This is a genomic window from Streptomyces colwelliae, from assembly GCF_048158785.1.
Classification (GTDB): Bacteria; Actinomycetota; Actinomycetes; order Streptomycetales; family Streptomycetaceae; genus Streptomyces.
Window position 1 is genome coordinate 1 of record NZ_JBLTJC010000050.1, and the last position, 22,471, is coordinate 22,471.

The 22,471-nt window shown below is 71.6% G+C and carries 20 protein-coding genes; 7 read left to right on the forward strand and 13 right to left on the reverse strand.

What is annotated here, in order from left to right:
• The 3 genes from ACNFOC_RS13300 to ACNFOC_RS13310 form a co-directional block, all read left to right on the forward strand.
• Nucleotides 1-635: CBM35 domain-containing protein (locus ACNFOC_RS13300; RefSeq protein WP_416959318.1), on the forward strand; the 635-nt coding region annotated here is incomplete at its 5' end.
• Nucleotides 636-657: 22 nt separating this feature from the next.
• Complete coding sequence (locus ACNFOC_RS13305) at nt 658-3,015, forward strand: glycosyl hydrolase family 95 catalytic domain-containing protein (RefSeq protein ID WP_416959319.1); 2,358 nt, start codon at nt 658-660, stop codon at nt 3,013-3,015.
• Nucleotides 3,012-4,244: an SGNH/GDSL hydrolase family protein gene (locus ACNFOC_RS13310; RefSeq protein ID WP_416959320.1), complete on the forward strand. Its 1,233-nt coding sequence runs from the start codon at nt 3,012-3,014 to the stop codon at nt 4,242-4,244. Before ACNFOC_RS13305 ends, ACNFOC_RS13310 begins: the two co-directional genes overlap by 4 nt.
• Nucleotides 4,245-4,247: 3 nt before the next feature.
• Here the strand turns inward: ACNFOC_RS13310 and ACNFOC_RS13315 are convergent, their stop codons facing one another.
• The 5 genes from ACNFOC_RS13315 to ACNFOC_RS13335 all read right to left on the reverse strand — a co-directional run bounded on the left by ACNFOC_RS13315 (nt 4,248) and on the right by ACNFOC_RS13335 (nt 11,245).
• Complete coding sequence (locus ACNFOC_RS13315; protein ID WP_416959321.1) at nt 4,248-7,211, reverse strand: helix-turn-helix transcriptional regulator; 2,964 nt, start codon at nt 7,209-7,211, stop codon at nt 4,248-4,250.
• A gap of 82 nt (nt 7,212-7,293) precedes the next feature.
• On the reverse strand, nt 7,294-7,644 hold the full coding sequence (locus ACNFOC_RS13320) for a UBP-type zinc finger domain-containing protein (RefSeq protein ID WP_366094737.1): 351 nt from the start codon (nt 7,642-7,644) through the stop codon (nt 7,294-7,296).
• The gene (locus tag ACNFOC_RS13325; protein WP_416959322.1) at nt 7,641-9,098 is read right to left on the reverse strand and encodes an ATP-binding protein; all 1,458 of its coding nucleotides are present in this window, start codon (nt 9,096-9,098) and stop codon (nt 7,641-7,643) included. Before ACNFOC_RS13325 ends, ACNFOC_RS13320 begins: the two co-directional genes overlap by 4 nt.
• Nucleotides 9,095-10,771 carry an NAD(P)/FAD-dependent oxidoreductase gene (locus ACNFOC_RS13330; protein WP_416959323.1) on the reverse strand — a complete coding sequence of 559 codons (1,677 nt, stop codon included), beginning with the start codon at nt 10,769-10,771 and terminating at the stop codon, nt 9,095-9,097. The genes ACNFOC_RS13325 and ACNFOC_RS13330 overlap by 4 nt, the downstream gene beginning before the upstream one ends.
• A 120-nt stretch (nt 10,772-10,891) precedes the next feature.
• A complete protein-coding gene (locus ACNFOC_RS13335; protein WP_416959324.1) occupies nt 10,892-11,245 on the reverse strand; it encodes a VOC family protein in 354 nt (117 codons plus the stop codon).
• 61 nt (nt 11,246-11,306) lie between these two features.
• Between ACNFOC_RS13335 and ACNFOC_RS13340 the strand changes: the two genes are divergently transcribed.
• Nucleotides 11,307-12,188 (forward strand): universal stress protein, encoded by an 882-nt coding sequence (locus tag ACNFOC_RS13340; RefSeq protein WP_416959325.1) that lies wholly within the window; start codon nt 11,307-11,309, stop codon nt 12,186-12,188.
• A 12-nt stretch (nt 12,189-12,200) separates the two neighbouring features.
• Here ACNFOC_RS13340 and ACNFOC_RS13345 read toward each other — a convergent pair whose 3' ends face one another.
• Complete coding sequence (locus tag ACNFOC_RS13345; RefSeq protein WP_416959326.1) at nt 12,201-12,989, reverse strand: TIM barrel protein; 789 nt, start codon at nt 12,987-12,989, stop codon at nt 12,201-12,203.
• A gap of 171 nt (nt 12,990-13,160) precedes the next feature.
• Here ACNFOC_RS13345 and ACNFOC_RS13350 point away from each other — a divergent pair, with 171 nt between their 5' ends.
• Entirely contained in the window at nt 13,161-14,198 is a 1,038-nt protein-coding gene (locus ACNFOC_RS13350) for a LacI family DNA-binding transcriptional regulator (protein ID WP_416959327.1), read from the forward strand.
• Between the two features lie 17 nt (nt 14,199-14,215).
• Here ACNFOC_RS13350 and ACNFOC_RS13355 read toward each other — a convergent pair whose 3' ends face one another.
• The 3 genes from ACNFOC_RS13355 to ACNFOC_RS13365 form a co-directional block, all read right to left on the reverse strand.
• Nucleotides 14,216-15,451 carry a DUF4032 domain-containing protein gene (locus ACNFOC_RS13355; RefSeq protein ID WP_416959328.1) on the reverse strand — a complete coding sequence of 412 codons (1,236 nt, stop codon included), beginning with the start codon at nt 15,449-15,451 and terminating at the stop codon, nt 14,216-14,218.
• Between the two features lie 9 nt (nt 15,452-15,460).
• Nucleotides 15,461-16,207 carry an MBL fold metallo-hydrolase gene (locus ACNFOC_RS13360; RefSeq protein ID WP_416959329.1) on the reverse strand — a complete coding sequence of 249 codons (747 nt, stop codon included), beginning with the start codon at nt 16,205-16,207 and terminating at the stop codon, nt 15,461-15,463.
• Between the two features lie 141 nt (nt 16,208-16,348).
• Nucleotides 16,349-16,978, reverse strand: a complete 630-nt coding sequence (locus tag ACNFOC_RS13365; protein ID WP_416959330.1) for an alpha-ketoglutarate-dependent dioxygenase AlkB — start codon at nt 16,976-16,978, stop codon at nt 16,349-16,351.
• 104 nt (nt 16,979-17,082) lie between these two features.
• On the opposite strand from ACNFOC_RS13365, the gene ACNFOC_RS13370 reads away from it, so the two are divergent.
• Both ACNFOC_RS13370 and ACNFOC_RS13375 read left to right on the forward strand, forming a co-directional pair.
• Nucleotides 17,083-17,709: a TetR/AcrR family transcriptional regulator gene (locus tag ACNFOC_RS13370; RefSeq protein WP_416959331.1), complete on the forward strand. Its 627-nt coding sequence runs from the start codon at nt 17,083-17,085 to the stop codon at nt 17,707-17,709.
• Between the two features lie 28 nt (nt 17,710-17,737).
• The gene (locus ACNFOC_RS13375) at nt 17,738-19,411 is read left to right on the forward strand and encodes an FAD-binding dehydrogenase (RefSeq protein ID WP_416959332.1); all 1,674 of its coding nucleotides are present in this window, start codon (nt 17,738-17,740) and stop codon (nt 19,409-19,411) included.
• A 47-nt stretch (nt 19,412-19,458) separates the two neighbouring features.
• On the opposite strand, the gene ACNFOC_RS13380 is transcribed toward ACNFOC_RS13375, so the two are convergent.
• The 4 genes from ACNFOC_RS13380 to ACNFOC_RS13395 form a co-directional block, all read right to left on the reverse strand.
• Entirely contained in the window at nt 19,459-19,809 is a 351-nt protein-coding gene (locus tag ACNFOC_RS13380) for a DUF488 domain-containing protein (protein ID WP_416959333.1), read from the reverse strand.
• Nucleotides 19,810-19,979: 170 nt separating this feature from the next.
• Nucleotides 19,980-20,933, reverse strand: coding sequence for a serine protein kinase RIO (locus ACNFOC_RS13385; protein WP_416959334.1), 954 nt, complete (start codon nt 20,931-20,933; stop codon nt 19,980-19,982).
• A 269-nt stretch (nt 20,934-21,202) separates the two neighbouring features.
• Nucleotides 21,203-22,114, reverse strand: a complete 912-nt coding sequence (locus tag ACNFOC_RS13390) for a hypothetical protein (protein WP_416959335.1) — start codon at nt 22,112-22,114, stop codon at nt 21,203-21,205.
• A 5-nt stretch (nt 22,115-22,119) separates the two neighbouring features.
• Nucleotides 22,120-22,464 (reverse strand): hypothetical protein, encoded by a 345-nt coding sequence (locus tag ACNFOC_RS13395; RefSeq protein ID WP_416959336.1) that lies wholly within the window; start codon nt 22,462-22,464, stop codon nt 22,120-22,122.
• Nucleotides 22,465-22,471 lie beyond the last annotated feature (7 nt).

Here is a 22,471-nt window from a genome sequence, read left to right on the forward strand (position 1 = left end):
CGGACGCCCAGCAGGTGTGGGCCGCGAAGAACCCCAACGGCACCTACACCGTCGCCCTGTTCAACCTCGCCGACGCCCCCGCCGCCGTCTCCGCGAACTGGACGACCCTCGGCTTCACCGGCAAGGCCGCCGTCCGTGACCTCTGGAACCACGAGGACCTCGGCACCTACACCAACAAGGTCACCCAGGCCCTGCCCGCCCACGGCTCCCGCCTCTTCACCGTCACCCCGCGCGGCAGCGCCGTCACCACGACCGCCTACGAGGCCGAGGCCACCACCAACACCCTCAGCGGCAACGCCAACATCGCCGACTGCTCGGCCTGCTCCGGCGGCAAGAAGGTGGGCAACCTCTACGTCGGCGGCAAGCTCACCATCAACAACGTCGTCGCCGCCAAGGCCGGCACCTACCAGGTGAAGATCGCCTACGTCAGCGGCGACTCCCGCTCGGCGAGCGTCTCCTCGAACGGCAACGGCGCCACCAGCCACAAGTTCCCGTCCACCGGCGACTGGGGGACCGTCGGGACGGTCAGCGTGCCGGTGACCCTGAAGGCGGGCGCCAACACGATCACCTTCGACAGCGGTTCGGGCTACGCGCCGGACATCGACCGGATCGACGTGCCCAACTCCTCCTCCTGAGTCGACCTTTTCGGAGACCGCCATGTCCAGTGCACTGCCCGACCTGCCCAGACGCAATCTGCTCGCCCTCGCCGCGGCCACCGGCGCCCTCGCCGGCCTGCCCGCCTTCACCGCCTCGGCCGCACCCCAGCGACCCGCCAACACCTCGTACGACAGCGGTACTTCACTCAACACCCTGTGGTGGCAGGCCCCGGCCGGCGACACCTCGATGATCGAACAGGGCCTTCCCGTCGGCAACGGCCGGCTCGGCGCCCTCGCGAGCAACGACCCGGGCCACGAGGTCCTCCTGATCACCGACGCCACGATCTGGACCGGCGGCCTCAACGGCACCCTCGACTCCGACGGCCAATTCCCCTACGGCCGCGCGGACTTCGGGTCCCTGACCCTGCTCGCCCGGCTCACCGTCGACATCCCCGACCACGACCTGGGCGCCGTCTCCGGCTACCGCCGCACCCTGGACCTCGACCGGGGAGTGGTGGGTGCCTCCTACGTCCGCTCGGGGGTGACGTACCGGCGGGAGGTCTTCTCCAGCAGCCCCGACGACGCGATCGTTCTCCACTTCTCGCAGAGCGGCGGCGGACGCTACACCGGCACCGTCACGCTGGAGGGAACGCACGGCGAGGCCGCCGCGCTCTCCTTCGGCGCCCAGTTCGCCAACGGCCTGAAGTACGGGGCCGCCGTCACCGCGTACGGCACCGGCGGCAAGGTCACCGTGAACGGCGCGCACATCGAGTTCTCCGGGTGCAAGGACCTCACCGTCGTGGTGAGCGGCGGCAGCAACTACGCGCCGGACGCCGCCCGCGGCTTCCGCGACCCCAAGCTCGACCCGCTGAAGCTCGCCCGCACCAAGGTCCGCGCCGCCGCCCAGCACTCGGCCGCGACCTTGCTGAGCACCCATGTCGCCGACTACCGGGCCCTGTTCGGCACGTTCGAGCTCTCGCTCGGCACGTCGTCCGACGACCAGCGTGCGCTGGACACCTGGGAGCGGATCCAGGCACGTCACACCAGCGGCGACCCGGACCCCGAACTCGAGGCCGCCTACGTCCAGTTCGGCCGCTACCTCATGGTCTCCGGCTCGCGCGGCAGTCTGCCGATGGGCCTCCAGGGCCTGTGGCTGGACGGCAACGACCCGGACTGGATGGGCGATTACCACACCGACATCAACATCCAGATGAACTACTGGATGGCCGACCGGGTGGGTCTGTCCTCGTCCTTCGACGCCTTCACCGACTACTGCGTCGACCAGCTGTCGTCCTGGACCGACCTCACCCACCGGCTGTTCCAGGACTCCCGCAACCGTTTCCGCAACACCAGCGGAAAGGTCGCCGGCTGGACCGTCGCCTTCTCCACCAACCCCTATGGCGGACTGGGCTGGTGGTGGCACCCGGCGGGCAACGCATGGCTGAGCAACAGCCTCTGGGAGCACTACGAGTTCACGCACTCCCGCACCCACCTGGAGAAGATCTACCCCCTCCTCAAGGGCGCCTGCGAGTTCTGGGAGGCGCGGCTGATCACCACCACCCTCGACAACGGGAAGGAGGTACTGGTCGCGGACCACGACTGGTCGCCGGAGCACGGTCCGCAGGACGGCAGGGGCAACACCTACGCCCAGGAAGTGGTGTGGACCCTCTTCGGCAACTACGCGGCGGCTTCAGCGGAGTTGAAGCGGGACAGCGGGTTCGCGAACACGATCTCGGGACTGCGCAGGCGGCTGTATCTGCCCGAAGTGAGCCCTACGTCCGGCTGGCTGGAGGAGTGGATGTCGCCCGACAACCTCGGCGAGACCACCCACCGCCACCTGTCCCCGCTGATCAACCTGTTCCCCGGCGACCGCATCCGCCCCGACGGCTCCACCCCGAAGGACATCGTCGACGGCGCCACCGCCCTGCTCACCGCGCGCGGCATGAACAGCTTCGGCTGGGCCAACGCCTGGCGCAGCCTGTGCTGGGCCCGCCTCAAGGACGCCGACAAGGCCTACCAGCTGATCGTCAACAACCTCCGTCCGTCCGAGAACGGCACCAACGGCACCGCCTTCAACCTCTTCGACATCTACGAGGTGGAACAGGGCCGCGGCATCTTCCAGATCGAGGCCAACTTCGGCACCCCGGCGGCCGTGACCGAGATGCTCCTGTACTCCCGCCCCGGCCATGTGGAGCTGCTGCCCGCCCTCCCGGACGCCTGGGCCGAGTCCGGCTCGATCACCGGGGCCGGTGTCCGCGGCGGCTTCGTCGTCGACCTGCGCTGGAAGAACGGCAAGCCCACCGAGGCGAAGATCCGCAGCGTCGGCGGCCGCACCACGACCGTCGCCCACGGTGGGAAGACCCGCACCGTGACCGTCAAGCCCGGCGGATCCGTCACGTTGAAGGACTTCGCCCGGTGACCGCCGGACGGGCACGACTGCGCCGTACCGTCGCACTCCTCCTGCTCGCCGCCGCCATCCAGGCCGGACCCGCGCACGCACAGCCCCAAGCACAACCGCAAGCACAGGTGGAGGCCTCGAACTCCCCGAAACCCGTCATCACCTGGGGAGCGAGCGCCGATCACCTGGGCGACGGCGTCGCCGACCGCAGCTACCGCCTGATCGTGCACACCAGTGTCGCCGGCAGCGATCTGCGGATCCGGCTCTCCAACGCCTTCGGTGACCGGCCGCTGACCTTCGACAACGTCTACGCCGGTGTGCAGCGGGCGGGCGCCGCGCTGGTGCCCGGCTCCAACCGGCCGCTCACCTTCGGCGGCGAGCGGTCGGTCACGATCCCCGCGGGCGCGGTCGCCTACAGCGACCCGCTGTCCGGCCGGCTGCCCGCCGCGACCAACCTGGTGGTCAGCATCCACTCCCCGGACGCGGCGGGCCCGGCGACCGGCCACGGCATGGCCATGCAGACGTCGTACGCCACCCAGGGCGACCACACCGGCGAGGAGGGCGCCGCGGCCTGGACGGACAGCATCGGCTCCTGGTACTACCTCGACGCCGTCGACGTACGGCCGAGCGCCGGCATCGGTGCCGTGGTCACGCTCGGCGACTCCATCACCGACGGCTGGGCGTCCACCACGGACCTCAACCGGCGCTGGCCCGACTACCTGGCCCGGCGGCTCCAGAAGTCCGACACGACCGTCAAGGGCGTGGCCAACGAAGGGATCTCCGGCAACAAGGTCCTCGCCGACGGCGCCGGGCAGAGCGCCCTCAACCGGCTCCAGCGCGATGTGCTGTCCCAGCCCGGCGTCCGCACGGTGTTCCTCTTCGAGGGCGTCAACGACCTCAAGGCCCACTCCGGCGTCACCGCCCAGGACCTGATCGCCGGCTACCGCGAGATCATCGACCGGGCGCACGCGGCCGGGAAGTGTGTCGTCGGGTCCACGGTCGGCCCGTTCAAGGGCTGGCCCGAATGGGACCCGGCGGCCGAGGCGGTACGCCAGGAGGTCAACCAATTCATCAGGAGCAGCGGGGAGTTGGACGCCGTCACCGACTTCGACCGCATCCTCCGCAGCCCCTACGACCAGGAGAGGATGCTCCCCTTCCTCGACGGCGGTGACCACATCCACCCCAACGACAAGGGGATGGCGGCCATGGCCGACGCCGTCGACCTCAAGAGCCTCGACTGCGCGAAGTGAACCTCAGCCGGACGCCGTCGCCTCCGGGGTGATCAGCCCCTGGCGATAGGCGATCGCCACCGCTTCCGTACGGCTCGCGGCGCCCAGCTTCGCGAGGATGTTGGAGACGTGGACGCTCGCCGTCTTGCCGGTGATGAACAGCTCCTCGCCGATCTGACGGTTGCTGCGGCCCAGCGCGAGCAGCCGCAGCACCTCCCGCTCGCGGGCCGTCAGCGGCGAGGGGCGGTCCCCGGCGTCCGGCGCCGGGTCGCCCAGGCGGCCACGGCGGATCAGCGTGTCCAGCCGCGCGAGCAGGGGCGCGGCACCGAGCCGGGCGGCCGTCTCCCGTGCCGCACCGGCCTGGGCGGCCGCCTCCGCACGGCGGTCGGCCGCCAACAGGGCCTCCGCGAACCGGAACTGGCACCGCGCCCGTTCATAGACATCGCCGTAGTCGAACGCGGCCACCGCCTTCTCCCAGGCCGCCACGTCCGGTCCGGTGGCCGCCCGCACCCACTCCGCTTCGGCGCGGGCCAGCCACGCCTGTCCTTCCGGCCCCTGGGGTCGGGCGGCGCCACCCGCGCCGGCCACGGACCGGGCGAGCTCGACGAGTTCCGTCGCGGTGTCCGTCCAGCGGCGCACTCCCGCCTCGTCGCCGGTCAGCCGTAGCGCGGCGGCCCGGTCGGCGACCGCGGCCAGGGCGAGGGCGGCGAGCCGGACCGTGAGGGCGGGCCGGCACCCTGAGTCGTCGGTGAGCGCGGCGACCGCGGTGCGCACCTGCTTCACGGCCGCCTCCGGGTCGCCCTGGAAGGCGCCCGCGTCGATCAGCGCGATGCTCGACACCATCACGGCCATCCAGTCGAACGGCCCGTCCAGCAGAGCCCGGGCCCGCTCCGCCGCCCCCAAGTCACCGCGCGCCAGCGCCACATACAGCGCGGGCCCCATCGTGAACCTGCCCGCGTGCGGCAGCACTTCCGCGTCATTCGCGGCCATCTTCACGCACTCGTCCCAGCGGCCCAGCGTGTACAGCACCAGGAGCTGGAGATAGCGCATCTCCAGCGGATACGGCGAGGAGAGCAGCCCGGCGCGACGGGCCCGGTCCAGCCCCTCGGCGAGCCAGGGCAGTGACTCCTCCAGGTCCCCGGACTCGAAGCTGCCGATGGCGAGGTGGAACAGGGCGCGCATCTCCACGGGCGCGTGCCCCGCCTGCCGGGCCAGCTCGCGTGCCTGCGCGAGGCGCTCCCGGCCCTCCCGGGTGCGCCGGCCGCCCTTCTCGAGCGTCGCCAGCGAGATCAGCAAGTCGGCCCGGGCGTCGGTCAGTCGGAGTTCCTCGGCGGTGCGCAGGGCCTGGCGGGCGACCCGCAGGGCGGTCTCGTCGTCGCCGACCTGACGCGCCGCCAGCACATGCGTGGCCGCCGCCCACACCCAGGTCGGCGAGGGCGGTTCGGCGGGGATCATCGCCAACGCCTCGCTGCTGTACGCGAACGCGGCCGTGAGGCTGTCGACGTCCATGAGATTCCCGGCCAGCGTGTAGCGGACCCGGGCGGCCAGCTCGGAGTCCGTGTCCTGGCCGATCCCGGCGAGCGCGGACCGGGTGAGGGCGACCGCGCGATGCGAGTCCCCGGCGTGGGCGGCCGCGGCCGAGGCGCGCAGGGTGAGGGTCACACTGCCGACGCCCTCGCCCGACGGCCGGGCCCCCGGGTCGACCGACGACCACAGATCGAGAACGGTTTCGAGATGCCGTAGCTCCTCGGCGGGCGCGCCCACCCGCTGGGCGTGGTCGGCGGCCTCCAGGGAGGCGGCCAGTGCCTCGGCCAGGTCGTGGCTCTCGCGGTAGTGGTGGGCGCGCTCCGCCGCGCTCTCGGCCGGGTGCCCGCGGCCGGCGAGGAGGCGGGCGAACGCGCCGTGCTGCCGGGAGCGCTCGCCGGGGAGCAGGTCGGCGTACACCGCCTCGCGGGCGAGGGCGTGCCGGAAGGAGTACGTGTCGCTGTGCCCGGGGACCAGGAGCTGTCGCTCGACGGCCTCGCGCAGCGCCGACTCCAGCTCGTCCTCGGGGAGTCGGACCGCGTCCCGCAGCAGGTCGTACTCGACGCGGCGCCCGGCGACGGCGGCGGTGCGCAGCACCTGCTGGGCGGTGTCGGAGAGCTGCTCGAAACGGATCAGCAGGACGTCGGCCAGACCGCTCGGCACCCCGCCCGCCTCCATGTCGCTCGCCGCGAGCAACTCCTCGGCGTAGAAGGCGTTTCCCTCGGCGCGCTCGACGATCCGGCGGACCGTGCCGTCCGGCACCGGACCCGTGCGCAGCGCGCGCACCAGCCGGGCGACCTCCGCGTCCCCCATGGGCCGCAGCTCCAGGCGCTCCACGGCGGGCAGCCGCACCAGCTCGGCCAGCAGGGGCCGTAGGGGATGGCGGCGGTGGAGGTCGTCCGCGCGGTACGACGCGAACACCGCGAGGCGGTGGGTGGGCGCGCCGCCCGCCGGGCGCTGGAGGATGCCGCGGCTGAGCAGGAAGCGGAGCAGGTCACGGGAGGACTGGTCGGCCCAGTGCAGGTCCTCCAGGACCAGGAGCAGGGGAGCGATGTCGGAGAGATCCGCCAGCAGTCCGGCGATGCCCTCGAAGAGCCGCAGCCGGCCGCCCGCGTCCCGCGCCGCGTCCGAACCGGCGCCCAGCAGCCGGTCGACCGCCGGATGCGAGGCCAGCGCGGCGGCGAAGCGCTCGTCGTCGGCGAGCACCCCGAGGATCTCGGTGAAGGGGAGATACGGCAGACCTACGTCACCGAGGTCGACACAGTGCCCGGTCAGGACGGTCATCCCTGCGCCCGCCGCCCGCGCGGCAACCTCGTCGAGCACCCGTGTCTTGCCGACGCCCGCGTCCCCGGCGATCAGCACGGCCCCCGCCGTACCCGCGCGGGCGCGCTCCAGCACACCGGCGAGGCGGGCGAGTTCCTCGTCCCGGCCGATGAGCGGCGCTGCTGCTACGGATTGCGACACGTCCCCATCCTGGCACGCGCCTCTGACAACGCACCTGGCCACCGGGCGGGAGACGGCCCCCGCCCGGCGGCGGGGCCGGGGTTCAGCGCAGGGTCTCGGCCCAGTTCGCCGGAACGCGGCCCGCGGGACCCGGCACAGGCTGGTCCTTCGGGTGGCTCACCGGGGCGGTGAGCTCGGGACCGGAGTCGTAGAGCTCGGAGGTGGTGAAGTTCCAGAACCAGTCCTCGCCCGGCTCGTAGCTCTGGATGAACGGGTGCCCCGTGGACTGGTGGTGGGCAGTGGCGTGCTTGGCGGGGGAGTCGTCGCAACAGCCGACGTGGCCGCACTGCGCGCACCGCCGGAGATGGAACCACCAGCCGTCCGCCGCGTCGCACTCCACGCAACCGGCGCCGCTCGGCGGGACGTTGGGGTCGATTCCGGCGATGTCGCTCATGCGGGCTCCTCGGGCGTCTCGTTGTCGGCGGCGGTGAGGGGGAGCAGGACCTGGAAACGGGTGTCGCCCGGCACCGACTCCACCTGGAGGGTGCCGTGGTGCTTGTTGACGACGATCCGCCAGGAGATGTCCAGCCCGAGCCCCGTGCCCTCGCCCACCGGCTTGGTGGTGAAGAACGGATCGAAGATACGGCCGCGGATCTCCTGCGGAACACCGGGCCCCGTGTCACGGAACTCCACCATGAGCTGATCGCGCACCAAAGCCGTCCGCACCGTCAACGTGCCTTCCCCGCCTGTGCTGTTGATGGCGGAGACCGCGTTGTCGATCAGGTTCGTCCACACCTGGTTGAGCTCGGCCGGGTAGGCCGGGATCTTCGGGAGCGTCCGGTCGTAGTCCTGGACGACCTTGATCCGGGCGCCGGTCTTTGCGCCGAGCATCAGCAGGGTGCTGTCGAGGAGTTCGTGCACATCGGCGACCTGGTAGGGCGCGCGGTCCAGCTGCGAGTACTGCTTCGCGGCGCCGACCAGGTTCGAGATCCGGGTCGTGGAGTCCTCGATCTCCGTCATCAGCAGCTCGGTCTCGACCGTGTAGCTGAGCCAGCCGACCGCCGCCTGGAGGACGTCCTCGTCGACGGCCGCCGCGACCTGGTCCAGCCAGTCGATGTCGAGACCGGCCTGCACGAACGTGGGCGCGATCTGCCAGGCCTGCATGATGCCGTGGTCGTCGAGCCAGTCGGTGAGCGCGTCCTCGCGGTCCGAGGCCTCCAGGGGGCTCAACGTCGGTGCCTTGGCGACCCGTTCGGCCGTGCGCTCCTGGATGTCGATGAGGTTCGCGAGGGCCTCGCGCGAGTACGGTCCGGAGGAGATGACGCGCAGCTTGTGCCGCATCTTCGCCACCCGCTCGCGCAGCGTCGAGGTGGCCCGGACGGCAGCGGCGGCGGGGTTGTTGAGCTCGTGCGTCAGCCCGGCGGACAACGAGCCGAGCGCCAGTAGCCGTTCACGCTGGCTGATCGCCAACTGGCTGCTCTTCTGGCCGAAGAAGAGCCCCTCCAGCAGATGGACCGCCATCGGGAACCACTCGCTCATGATGGCCGCGAAGGTCTCGGCGGGCAGCACGAAGAACCGCGTCTGCTCCGTCACCCGCATCGAGTTCAGGTACACCTGCTGCACCCGGTCCCCGATGTAGGCCTGCATCGCGCCCGTGTACACGCCGCGTTGCGAGGTCCGGGCGACCTCCACGTCGTCGCCGCCGACCCGCCGCGACAGCACGACGGTGCCCTCGATCATGACGTAGAAGCAGGTCGCGGGGTCACCCTCGGTGTAGACGGGACCGGCCTCGAACTGCTCCACCTGCCCGTCGCAGCACAGCCGGCCGAGCTGCTCCGGCGTCAGCTTCTCGAACAGGAACAGTGTGCCGATCTCCTGTGGGCTGCACGGCAGCACCTGCCCGCTCATGACTGCTCCAGGTAGCGGTGGACGAGCATCACGGCCATGGCTCCCTCTCCGACGGCGGACGCGACGCGTTTCGCGGACTCGGCGCGGGCGTCGCCCGCCACGAACACGCCGGGGATGTTGGTCTCCAGGTGGTACGGCGCCCGGTCCAACTCCCAGCTCGCGGGCGGCTTTCCGTCCGCGCTGAGGTCCGGCCCGGACAGGATGAACCCGCGCTCGTCCCGCAGCACCGACCCGTCCAGCCAGTCGGTCAGCGGGGCCGCGCCGATGAACACGAACATCCACTGCGCGTCGACGAGTTCGGTGCTCCCGCTCTCGGTGTCGCGCAGGGTGAGCTGCTCCAGATGGTCGCTGCCGTGCGCGGCGTCGACCACCGTGCCGGTGCGCACCGAGATGTTCTCGGCCTCGTTGATCTGCTGGATCAGGTAGTACGACATCGACGCGGCCAGCGAGCCCCCGCGCACCAGCAGCGTCACCGACTTGGCGCCCCGGGCCAGGTACATCGCCGCCTGGCCCGCCGAGTTGGCGCCGCCGACGATGTACACGTCGTGCCCCTGGCAGGAGGCCGCCTCGGTCAGCGCCGAGCCGTAGTAGACCCCGCAGCCGGTCAGATCCGGCGTGCCGGGAGCCTCCAACTGCCGGTACGACACACCGGTCGCCAGGATCACGGCGTGCGCGGCGACCGCCGAGCCGTCCGCGAACCGTACGACGCGTGCGGAGCCGCTGACCTCAAGTCCCGTGACCTCGCGGGCGGTCAGGATCTCGGCGCCGAATTTTCCGGCCTGCCGCCGCGCCCTGTCGGTGAGTTGAGCCCCGGACACCCCGTCGGGGAACCCTAGATAGTTCTCGATCCGCGAACTCTGCCCGGCCTGCCCACCGGTCGCCGACCGCTCGACGAGAACCGTCCGCAGCCCCTCCGAGGCCCCGTAGACGGCCGCGCCGAGTCCGGCCGGGCCGCCGCCGATGACGACGAGGTCGTAGAAGTCGGCCGTCGGTGTGGTCGCGAGCCCGACCTCGGTGGCCAGTTCGGTCGCCTCCGGCTCGACCAGGACGTTCCCCTCGGCCGTGATGACGAGCGGCAGCCGCTGCCCGTCCTGCCCGGCGGCGGACAGCAGCCGCAGGCCCTCCGGGCTGTCGGCCGAGAACCAGCGGTACGGCACCTGGTTGCGGGCCAGGAACTCCCGCACGTCCGAGGAGCGCGCCGACCAGCGGTGACCGACCACCTTCGTGGCGGGCACGGGCCGGTAGTCACTGTTCCGCCAGGCCTCCAGGAGGTCGTCCAGGACCGGGTAGAGCTTCTCCTCCGGCGGGTCCCAGGGCTTCAGCAGATAGTGGTCGAGGTCCACGACGTTGATCGCGTCGATCGCCGCGTCCGTGTCCGCGTACGCGGTCAGCAGCACCCGGCGCGCGCCCGGATAGACATCCAGGGCCTGCTCCAGGAACTCGATGCCGTTCATCTGCGGCATGCGGTAGTCGGCCAGGATCACGGCCACGAGATCCCCGCGCAGCTTCAGCTCACGCAACGCGTCCAGCGCGGACTCGCCGGACTCCGCGCGGACGATCCGGTACGACTCGCCGTAGCGCCGCCGCAGGTCACGGGCGACGGCGCGGGATACTCCCGGATCGTCGTCCACGGTCATGATGACGGTCCGCGCGGCTTCGGCGGCCTGTGCCATACGTCTCCCACCCCGAGTGGTCGGCTTCACGGCACGGCGGCGCCGTTGTCACCGCGCCGGCTCCCCACCATCGTATGGTCGATCGCCGTGTCGCGCTCCGCTACACCCGAGACGGGGGCCTCAGGGGCGCCGGGAGCGCAACACGCAGAACTCGTTCCCCTCCGGGTCCGTCAGCACCACCCACGACTGCTCGCCCTGCCCGACGTCCGCGGTCCGCGCCCCCAGCGCGAGCAGCCGGATCACCTCGGCCTCCTGGTCGTCGGGCCGGAAGTCCAGATGCAGCCGGTTCTTGACCGTCCTGCCCTCGGGCACCGGCACGAACAGCAGCCCCGGGAGCCGTTCCGGCTCCGGCCGGATCTCGAACTCGTCCGGCGCCTCGCCCACCACCACCCACCCGAGGGCCTCGGCCCACCAGCGTCCCAGCGCGACGGGATCGGCCGAGTCCACCACTACCTGCTCCCACTCCAAGGTCATGCGGGCACCGTAGTGAAGACTGGGCCCGACGCACGTGACCGCACCACCGGGAGGCCACCGCATGACACGACCGATCACCGCAGGGGTCGACGGATCGGCGGAGAGCCTCGCCGCACTCGCCTGGGCGGGCCGGGAGGCCGTACGGCGGGGGCTGGCGCTGAGCGTCGTGCATGTCTGGCGGTACGAGGAGCACCAGGCCCTCGACGCGGGGGACCGGGACACCCAGGACCGCTGGGTGCGGGACGCGGCCGACGAGGCCGCCCGGGAGGTCGCCGAACGCCACCCCGGTCTGGACGTCACCACCGACGTCCTGGAGGGCGACCCCGTCGACACGCTGACCGCCGCCGCGGCCGGCGCCGAACTCCTGGTCCTCGGCTCACGCGGCCACGGGCCCGTCGTCGGCTTCCTGCTCGGTTCCGTCGGCCAGCAGGTGATCGCCGATTCCGTACGACCCGTCGTGCTGGTGCGTGCCGGGGACGAAGCCGCCGGGGAGGCCGCCGGGCGCGAGATCGTCGTGGGGCAGCACGGCGACCCCGAGGACAGCGCCGCCGCGCTGGGCTTCGCCTTCGAGACAGCGGCGGCGCGGGGCGCGACGGTCCGTGCCGTACGGGCGTGGACCCTGCCGCCGGTGTTCGCCTACAGCCCGGCCTCCATGAAGCTCCTCGACGACGCCGGGGGCCTGGAGCCGTACGAGAAGAAGGGCCTCGCCGAGGCGCTGGAGCCGTGGCGGGAGCGCTTCCCCGACGTGCCGGTGGTCGAGCACGTGGAGATCGGCAGCGCGGGGCAGGTGCTGCTGTCGGTCGCGGCACGGGCCCAGTTGATGGTCGTCGGGCGACGCGCCCACCGTACGGCGGTGGGCGCGCGGATCGGCTCGGTCGCACACGGGGTGCTGCACCACGCGGAGTGCCCGGTGGCCGTGGTGCCGTCGCCGGAGGCTTCCTGAGGGTCAGGCACCTCAGGCCGGGGTGAACGCGGTGCGGAAGCGGTCCAGGGCGCGTTCGCTGTCGCCGTCCGAGGCCCAGGCCTCCATCGAGACCGTGCCGTCGTAGCCGATGTCGGCGAGGGCGCGGGCGATCGCCGGGTAGTTGATCTCGCCGGTGCCGGGCTCCTGGCGGCCGGGTACGTCCGCCACCTGGATCTCGCCGATCAGGTCCAACTCGTGGGCCTTGCGGACGAGTTCGATGAGGTTTCCCTCGCCGATCTGCGCGTGGTAGAGGTCCAGGTTCATGCGCAGGCCCGGCCGGTCCACCGCCTCGACCAGGGCCAGGGTGTCGGCGGCCGTCGCGAACGGTACGCCCGGGTGGTCGACCGCGGCGTTGAGGTTCTCCAGCGTGAAGGTGACCCCGGCGCTCTCGCCCAGCTCGGCGAGGCGGGTCAGGGTGCGGTGGGCGGCCATCCACATCGCGCCCGTGGGCTCACCGGTCACCGGAACCACCGGCAGGCCCTCGGAGTCCAGGCCCGTGCCGTGCAAGTTGAGCCGGGGGCAGCCCAGTTGATCGGCGGCCTTCACCGACTCCTCGGCGGTGCGCAGGAGTTCGGCGGCGCCCGCCTCGTCGGTGAGGCTGCCCCGGATGTAGCCCGTCATCGACGAGAACTCGGCCGGGGTCCGGGTCAGCGCGTCCAGATCGTGCCGGGTCCAGTCCCAGATCTCGACCTGGAAACCGGCTTCGTGGATGACCCGCGCCCGCTCGTGGATCGGCAGGTCCCGGAAGACCATCTCGGCACAGACCGCCAACGTGTACATGACTGCTCGCCCTCTTCTAGAACGTTCTAGATGGCAGTAGTACGCCATTGCCGGATTCCCGTGTCAAGCCTTCGCCAGGCATGTTTCTAGAACGTTGCAGTACCTTCGGAGCAGCACTTTTGGAGGGCTACCATCCCGGAACGGAACGACACCTCGACCGGAAGGACAACCGTGCCGACCACTCCCGCGGTCCCCGACGGCAGGCGGCCCACCCTGGCCCATGTCGCGGCCCGGGCGGGCGTGTCCGTCGCGCTGGTCTCCATCGTGATGCGCGGGGCCTACGGCGCGAGCGCGACCACCCGCGAGCGGGTGCTCAAGGCCGCCGAGGAGATCGGTTACCGGCCCGACACCCGGGCCAGGGTGCTGCGCAGCAACCGCTCACGCCTGCTCGGCGTGCAGTTCGGGCTGCGCCATCCTTTCCACACCGACCTGGTGGAGGGCATCTACGCCGCCGCCGAGCCCGCCGGCTACCAGGTCGCCCTGAGCGCGGTCGCGCCGTCGCGCGGTGAGCGGCAGGCCGTGGAGGCGCTGCTCGCCGACCGGTGCGAGGCCCTGGTCCTGCTCGGTCCGGAGGTCCCGGCCGCCCGCCTCGCGCAGCTCGCGACCCAGGTCCCGGTGGTCTCGGTGGCCCGGCGGCTACGCCCCTCCCCGCCTGCCGTGGACGTCGTCCGCACCGCCGACGACGAGGGCGCCCGGCAGGCCGTGGACCACCTGGTCGCGCTCGGGCACCGGGCCGTCGCCCACATCGACGGCGGCCGCGCGCCCGGCGCCGCAGACCGCCGCCGCGGCTACCGCACGGCGATGCACCGCCACGGCCTCGACGACCACGTCCGTGTGCTGCCGGGTGGGCTCACCGAGGACGACGGCGCGCGGGCCGCCCGCACCCTGCTCGCCGAAGCCCCGGCCGCCCGGCCGAGCGCGGTCCTCGCCTTCAACGACCGCTGCGCCACGGGCGTCCTCGACACCTTCCTGCGAGCCGGTGTGTCCGTCCCCGGCGAGATCTCCGTGGTCGGCTTCGACGACACCAGCCTGTCCCGGCTCGCCCACATCGACCTCACCACCGTCGCGCAGGACGTCCCGCGCCTCGCGGAACTCGCCGTCGGCCGTGCCATCGCCCGCCTGGACGGCGAGGCCGTACCGGACGGAGAGCAGGTCGTCCCGCCGCACCTCGTCGTCCGCGGCACCACGGCCCCGCCCGCCACGGACTGAGCACGGACTGAGGCGGGTCACTCCGGTGTGGTCGGCTCCAGGGTCTCGCGGGCCTTCGGCAGGATGTTCCTGAGGTAGTCCTCGACCGCCGTGTCCAGGCCGATGTCGTGCTGGGCGTGCTCGGACATGTACCAGCGGTGTTCGAGCAGTTCGTGGTAGATCTCGGCCGGGTCCATCGAGCCGCGCAGTTCGAGCGGTACGGCGCGCACGGTCGGCCGGAACACGTCCCGCACCCACCGGTGCGCGAGCACCTCGGGCCGGGCGGCGAGGGGATCGCCCGGGGCGTAGTCGTCCTGGGTGGCCATCCAGGACTCCAGGTCGTTGAGCAGCCGCCGTGCCTGGTTCTCCTCGGCGTCCAGGCCGGTCAGGCGCAGCAGTTGACGCTGGTGGTGCCCGGCGTCGACGACCTTCGGCACGAAGGTGACCGTGTCGCCGTTGGAGGAGTGCTCGATCTGCATCTCGGCGACGTCGAAGCCGAGTTCGTTCAGGCGCCGGATCCGGCGTTCGATGAAGTGGTACTTGCCCGCCGGGTACACCGAGACGCGGGTCAGCTCCTCCCACAGGCTCTGATAGCGGGCGCAGATCTCCATGCCGAACTCGATCGGGTCGACGGAGGGGTGCAGCGCCCCGGACGCCTCCAGGTCGAGCAGTTCCCCGCTGATGTTCACGCGGGCGAGGTCGAGGTCGTAGTCCCGCTGTCCGTTGCTCAGCGTCGGGTGCAGATCGCCGGTCTCCGCGTCGACCAGATACGCGGCGTACGCGCCCGCGTCCCGCCGGAACAGCGTGTTGGACAGCGAGCAGTCGCCCCACGCGAACCCGGCCAGGTGCAGCCGCACCAGCAGCACCGCCAGCGCGTCCATCAAACGGTGCATGGTCGCGGGCCGCAGTGTCGTCTCGAACATCGAGCGGTACGGCATCGAGCCGCCCAGGTGCCGGGTGATCAGCACCGGTTCCAGCGGCTCGCCGTCGGCGTCGGCGCGTCCGGTGACCACGGCGAGCGGGTCGACCGCGGGGATGCCGAGCCGGTCCAGGTCGCGCAGCAGCTCGTACTCGCGCAGCGCGGGTCGTTCCGCCAGTTCCTTGACGGCTATGACCTCGCTGCCGGCGCGGGCGTAGCGCACGACGTGACGGGAGATGCCGCGCGGCAGCGGCACCAGGTACTCCTCGGGCCACTCCTCCAGCGGAACGTCCCAGGGCAGCTCCAGCAGGAGGACCGGGTGCTCCGGGTTGGTCGCGTTGATCTGCAGTGCCATGGGGTGACCTTAGATCGCGTGTTCGCGGGCGCGCTGTGCCGCCTCACGGACCGGACCGGTGTGTAGGGGGCCGTGGCCGGGCAGCAGGGTCTCGGCGTCCAGCGCTTCGAGGATGTCCAGCGAGGCGACGGCACGGTCGCGCTCGTGATGGAACATGTCGGGCAGCAGCTGCGGCCCCTTGATCCGCGAGGTCCGGTGGCCGCTCACCAGGGCGTCCCCGGAGATCACGATCCCGCTGTCCGGGAGATGGAAGACGCAGTGTCCGCTGGTGTGGCCGGGGGCGTGCACGGGGACGGGCCGGCCGGGCAGGTCGAGCGGGCCGCCCGCACCCGGGAACGCCTCGGCGGCGACGGGATGCTGTTCGGTACCGCCGACGCGGATCGTGTGCACGAGCCACGGCAGGACTCCCGGACGCCAGATGTTCTTCAGGACGTCCCCGACGGTCACCTGCTGGAGGAACTCCCGCCGCGCGTGCGGCACTTCGGCCTCGTGCAGTAGGACGGGCGTGCCGTAGGCGCTGTGCAGGTACTCCGCTGAACCGAGGTGGTCGTTGTGCGCGTGAGTGATCAGTACCGCCGTGACCGCCTTCGGTGAACTCCCCACCTGCTCAAGGGAGTCGAGCACCAGCGGGCGGTCCCCGGGGTACCCGGTGTCCACGAGTGTGACCGCGTCGCCGTCCGTGAGGATCACCCAGTTGGTGTTGCTGCCGTGCACCAGGTAGGTGCCGTCGGCGACTTGGCGTACATCTGCCCGCATGATCGTCCCTCGTGAGGTGGTGCCCCGTACGGGGACAGCCAACCAGACGCGAACGGCCTCGGCCCGCGCGGGGGAAGCCGCCTCCGGCGCCGTCCGCCGGGGGCGGCCCCCGCGTGCATCCGAAGCGGCCGCCTCTCCGCCTCAGTGCACGCCGTGCGGGCGGAACTGCACGCTGATGCGTGGTCCCGCGGCCCGGGTGGTCTTGGGGACGCAGTGCTCCCAGGTCCGCTGACAGGAGCCGCCCATCACGATCAGATCGCCGTGCCCGAGCGGGCGCCGCACCGACTCGCCGCCGTGCACGGGACGCAGCAGCAGGTCGCGGGGCGCGCCCACGGAGAGGATCGCCACCATCGTGTCCTCACGGGCACCCCGCCCGATCCGGTCGCCGTGCCAGGCGACACTGTCCCGGCCGTCGCGGTAGTAGCAGAGCCCGGACGTGGTGAAGGGCTCGCCCAACTCCCGTGCGTAGTACGCCGACAGGGCGTCCCGGGCCTCGGCCAGCACCGGGTGGGGGAGCGCGTCGCCCGCGCCGTAGTAGGCGAGCAGTCGCGGTACGGCCACGACCTGGTCGTACATCTGACGGCGCTCGGCGCGCCACGGCACCCCGGCGGCCAGCTCCTCGAACAGGGCGTCGGCGCCGCCGAGCCACCCGGGCAGCACGTCGATCCAGGCGCCGAGCCCCAGTGTCGTACGGCGAATCCCCTGGAGGGAACCGAGGCGGAGCTGGTCGGTCTGGTCGAAGAGGGAACCCTGGAGGTGGTGCGCGGTCATGGGACCAGCGTACTCCTTATTCGAATATCTGTTCCTATCTGAACTCCGCTCTTTCGATACATCGGTGTATCGGATACATTCGCGTATCGACTGGAGGTCCGGGCATGGTGACTGAGGCGACGCCCAAGCGTGTGACCAGGCGCCGTGTCCGCACACGGGCGAACCTCCTGGCCGCCGCGTTCGCGGTGTTCGCCGCCAAGGGATACGGCCGGGTCTCCATCGAGGAGGTCTGTGACGCCGCCGGCTACAGCCGGGGCGCCTTCTACTCGAACTTCGGCAGCCTGGACGAGCTGTTCTTCGCGCTCTACCGGGACCGGGCCGAGCTGATCGCCGACCAGGTGGCCGGTGCGTTCGCGCTCGACGGGCCCGACCTCGACGTGCCGGCCGCCGTGGACCGCGTCACCGACGTGCTGCTCCTCGACCTGGACTGGCTGCTGGTCAAGACCGACTTCCTGGTGCACGCGGCCCGGGACCCGGCCGTCGCCCAGACACTGCTGGACCACCGGGCACGGCTGCGCGGCGCGATCGCCGAACGGCTCAGCCGCGCGCGGGGACACACCCAACTCCCGCCCGTACTGGGGGACATCGACGGCGCCGCCCACGCGGTGATCGCCGCGTACGACGGAGTCACCACCCAACTGCTGCTCGACAAGGACGCCGAGCGGGCACGCTCCTGGCTCAAGCAGCTGCTCACCGCGCTGCTGACCGACGGCAGCAACACCCCTGAATGACAACCCACTTGAGAAGGGCAACGTCGCCATGGATGCGGACGTCATCGTCGTCGGAGCCGGGCTGGCCGGTCTGGTCGCGGCCCATGAACTGACCAGCCGGGGACGCCGGGTCGCGCTCGTCGACCAGGAGAACGCGGCCAACCTCGGCGGCCAGGCGTTCTGGTCCTTCGGCGGACTGTTCCTCGTCGACTCGCCGGAACAACGCCGCCTCGGCATCAAGGACTCCTTCGACCTCGCCTGGAACGACTGGCAGGGCAGCGCCGGCTTCGACCGCGTCGACGACGAGGACTCGTGGGCGGTGCGCTGGGCGCGCGCCTACGTCGAGTTCGCGGCCGGCGAGAAGCGGACCTGGCTCGACGGACACGGCATCAAGCTGCTGCCCACGGTCGGCTGGGCGGAACGTGGCGACCTGCGCGCCCACGGACACGGCAACTCCGTCCCGCGCTTCCACGTCACCTGGGGCACCGGCACCGGAGTCGTCGAACCCTTCGTTGACTACGCCAGGCAGGCCGCCCGCGACGGACTGCTCACCTTCTACCACCGCCACCAGGTCGACGAGTTGGTGGTGGAGGAGGGCGAGGCGCGCGGCGTCCGCGGCACGGTCCTCGCCGAGGACACCTCGGCCCGGGGCATCTCCTCCAGCCGCGAGGCGATCGGCGCGTTCGAACTCACCGCCCAGGCCGTGATCGTCACCACCGGCGGCATCGGCGCCAACCACGACATCGTCCGCCAGTACTGGCCCGAGCGCCTGGGCACCCCGCCCGCCGAGATGGTCACCGGCGTACCGGCCTACGTCGACGGCCGGATGCTCGACATCAGCGCCGAGGCGGGCGTACGGCTCGTCAACCGCGACCGTATGTGGCACTACACCGAGGGCCTCCAGAACTGGAACCCGGTCTGGCCCGGCCACGGCATCCGTATCCTGCCCGGCCCGTCGTCCCTCTGGTTCGACGCCCTCGGCCGCCGCCTGCCCGACCCGTGCCTGCCGGGCTACGACACCCTCAACACCCTCAAGTACCTGCGCACCACCGAGGACTTGGCGGACCACGACCACTCCTGGTTCATCCTCACCCAGAAGATCATCGAGAAGGAGTTCGCGCTGTCGGGCTCCGAGCAGAACCCCGACATCACCGCCAAGGACAAGAAGGCGGTCCTGCGCGACCGGCTGCTCGGCAAGGGCGCCCCGGGCCCGGTGGACGCCTTCCTGCGCAAGGGCGCGGACTTCGTGACCGCCGGGAACCTGGAGCAACTGGTCGAGAAGATGAACCAGTTGACGGACAAGCCGCTCCTGGACGCGGCCGTGGTGCGCCGCCAGATCGAGGCCCGCGACCTCCAGATGGCCAACCCCTACAGCAAGGACTCCCAGATCCAGGGCATCCGCAACGCCCGCCGCTACATCGGTGACCGCCTGGGCCGCGTCGCCACCCCGCACCGCATCCTCGACCCGGCGGCCGGCCCCCTGATCGGCGTCAAGCTGCACGTCCTCACCCGTAAGACCCTCGGCGGCATCCAGACGGACCTCGACTCACGGGCGCTGGCCGCCGACGGAAAGCCGATCGGCGGACTGTACGCGGCGGGCGAGGTGGCCGGGTTCGGCGGCGGGGGAGTGCACGGCTACAACGCCCTCGAAGGCACGTTCCTCGGCGGCTGCCTCTTCTCGGGCCGCGCGGCGGGCCGTGCGGCGGCGAAGCAGACGGCCTGACCGAGCGGCGCTTCTCGTGGGCGCCGCGGCCCGTCTCCTCACCCCTCTCATCCCTCCAGGAGGCGGGCCAGCACCGAGGCGTGACTCTGCTCCGGTGACCTGACCGCCGTCACCAGGGTCACCGGTCCCATCCGGACCAAGTTCCGCAAGGTGTGCAGGAGTTGAGCCGCCTCGGGTTCGGTGAGCTCGGCCTCGTAACGGTGGCTGAACTCGTCGAAGGAACCCTCGCCCGCGTGGTACCAGCGGCGCAGTTCGGTCGACGGGGTGAGTTCCTTGGGCCACTCGTCCACCCGGGCCGCGTCCTTGGACAGGCCGCGCGGCCACAGCCGGTCGACCATGACGCGCACGCCGTCCTCCGGCTCGGGCGGTTCGTAGACACGGCGCACACGAACGGTCACGGGCGGGGCTCCCTCGGGTGGGGTCGGTGCGGTGAGCCTACGTCCGGGCGGGGAGTCAGGCGCGCTCACCGCTGGATCGTCCGGCGGAACCGCCATGTCGACGACCGGCGCTCACGCGCCGTCGTCGACATGGCGGACGTTCCCTTGTACGGCGGCACCGGCCGCCCGGTTCAGAAGGCGTGCGCCATCAGTTCCGCGAACAGCGCGTGCTCGTCGACGTCGAGGCCCCGTGAGCGGAACCAGCCGCAGATGTTGGCGCAGTCCCGCTCCAGGAAACTCATCCCGTTGAGGTTGCCGACCAGGTCGACGATCTGTGGCAGGTCGATGATGACCAGCCGCTCGCCCGCCGCCAGGATGTTGTACGCCGAGAGGTCACCGTGCACGAGGCCGTTCTGCACCAGCGTCGCGAGTGCGTCGGTGAGTTGCTCGAAGTACGCCGCCAGCAGCTCGGGTGAGGGCCGGGTCTGGGCGAGCCGGGGCGCGGTCTGTACGGTGCCGTCCTCGTCGACGACGGTGATCCACTCCATCAGGATCTCCGTGCCGTCGATCTGGACCGGGTAGGGAACCGGCAGTCCGAGGTTCCAGAGCCGCACCAGCGCGGCCCATTCGGACACCGCCCACTCGCCGGCCGCGACCTGTCGGCCGAAGGTGCTCTTCCGTTTGAGGGCGCGTTCGTCGCGTGAGCGCTTCATCGAGCGGCCCTCGGTGTAGGACGCGGCGCGGTGGAAGGTCCGGTGCTCGGAGGAGCGGTACCGCTTGGCCGCCATGACCACGCCTGCGGCGGGGTCGAGCGGGTCGGCGCGCTCGACGAGGTGGACGTCGGCCTCCTTGCCGGTCTTGAGGACACCGAGTTCGGTGTCGATCGCGCCCTGCGAGGTCACCACCCAGTCCGGGAGCGGCTCGGGGCCCCGGCTGAGGGGTTCGACGCTGAGCCAGGTCGACCAGCGCTGGCCGTCCTCGAGGTCGCCGTAGGCCTGGAAGTCGAAGACGAAACGGTCGTCGATGTCGCCCGGTACCGCGTCACCCGGCGGCGGGACGGAGTGGAAGGGGTCGGTGCTGAACGCGTCAGGAAATGCCGGGTGTTGAGAGTGCTGAGGTTGTTGCGGGAGATCGTCGCGAGACATCGCTGGGGGTGCTCCATGAGGTGAGAGGGAGGCGGTCGGCGGGCAGGCCGATGACAGTCGTGTTCACGGTCGCGCCTCCTCTCGTGGAGCACCGGGCAGCTCCCGGTCGCCCGCCCATGGTGAGGGGCGGGCACGGGGAGCGGCAACCGAATTAACTCGGCCCGCGTCGAGCGGCCTCAGCGGTTTTGCAGGTTTCCGGCGTGACCCTCTGTCCAAGGTCTCCGGCACGCTCCTCACGAGCCCGGACCGGAGGACCTGACGGAGTCCCGCTAGCGGCCCTTCCGCACGAGGTCGGTGATGCGCTCGCCCTCGCCGATCGTGAGCGGGCCGGTCCCCTCCGCGATGTCGCCGACGCCCAGCGCGACCGCCAGCGTCCGGCCGTGCAGATCGAGGGTGGCCTCGGTGAGGGTGGTGAAATCGGCTACGGCGGAGCGGGCGCGGGCCCACCCGGTCAGGCCGATGCCCGCGGCGACCAGCACGGCCGGCCACCACACCACGGTGAGCAGGAGGTAGGGCAGGGCCCAGGTTCCGGTGGCGACCGCGGCGGCGAACGCCGAGTGCCCGGCAGTGAGTTCGCTACGTGCGGGGTCGGGGAGGACCAGCCAGAGCCGGGACCAGCCGTAGGTCAGGTCGAGTCCGTAGCGGTGGTACGCGATCGACTCCACGGCGTGGATCCGGTCGCCCATCCAGGTGGGCCTGCCGGGTTCGGCCATGGCCAGCCGGGTGACGCGGTCGGCCGCGCTGTCGATCCGGTCCTGCTGCTCGCGGGTGCGTGTGACCGGGCTCGCGGCTTCGAGCGCCCGGCGTTCCTCCACGAGCAGGTGCCACCGCGCACGCCGACGCGCCGTCCGCGCCGCCGCGACAGCGGTGAACGGGCGGGGCCACTGCCCCAGCCAGACGCGCCGGGTGACTCCGGCGAGCGCCTGCACGACGAAACCCACACCGGAGGCGGCCGCCAGTACGGCGACGACGAGCAGTGCCTGCGCCCCGCTCGGCAGGTCCCTGACCGTGTCGGCGGTGTGCTCGACCCGCCGGTTCAACAACGCGACGTTCCACGCGTCGGCATGGCCGAGGGTGACGGACAGCCACACCGCGCCGAGGAAGAACGCACCGGGCAGTACGAGCAGACTGATCCACCGGTCGGCGAGCGTCTTGGCCAACTGCTGGAAGAAACCGCCCACTTGGGCTACCCCCGTTCCAGGGGCCGACCCATGACGGCGCACCGCGGGATCGCGCCCGCCGGGGGCGGCACCGCTGTCCGGTCGCAGGCGCCGTCCGGACAGCGGAAGGTCTCCTGACGGGCGATGCCCGGCCCGGCTCCCGGGAGCCCCGACGCGAGCGTGCGCAGGGTGGCCTCACGGTCGGTGTGCAGCAACTGGCCGAGCAGGGCGAGCACTGGACGCCGGGCCCGCGCCTCGGCCACGATCCGTTCCAGCAGTTCCTGACGTTCCGTGGAGTGGAGCCTGGTCTCGCCGATCAGCGCCTCGAACTCCTGGCACAGCGTGGTCAGTGCCGATCGTTCGGCGTCCACCAGGGCT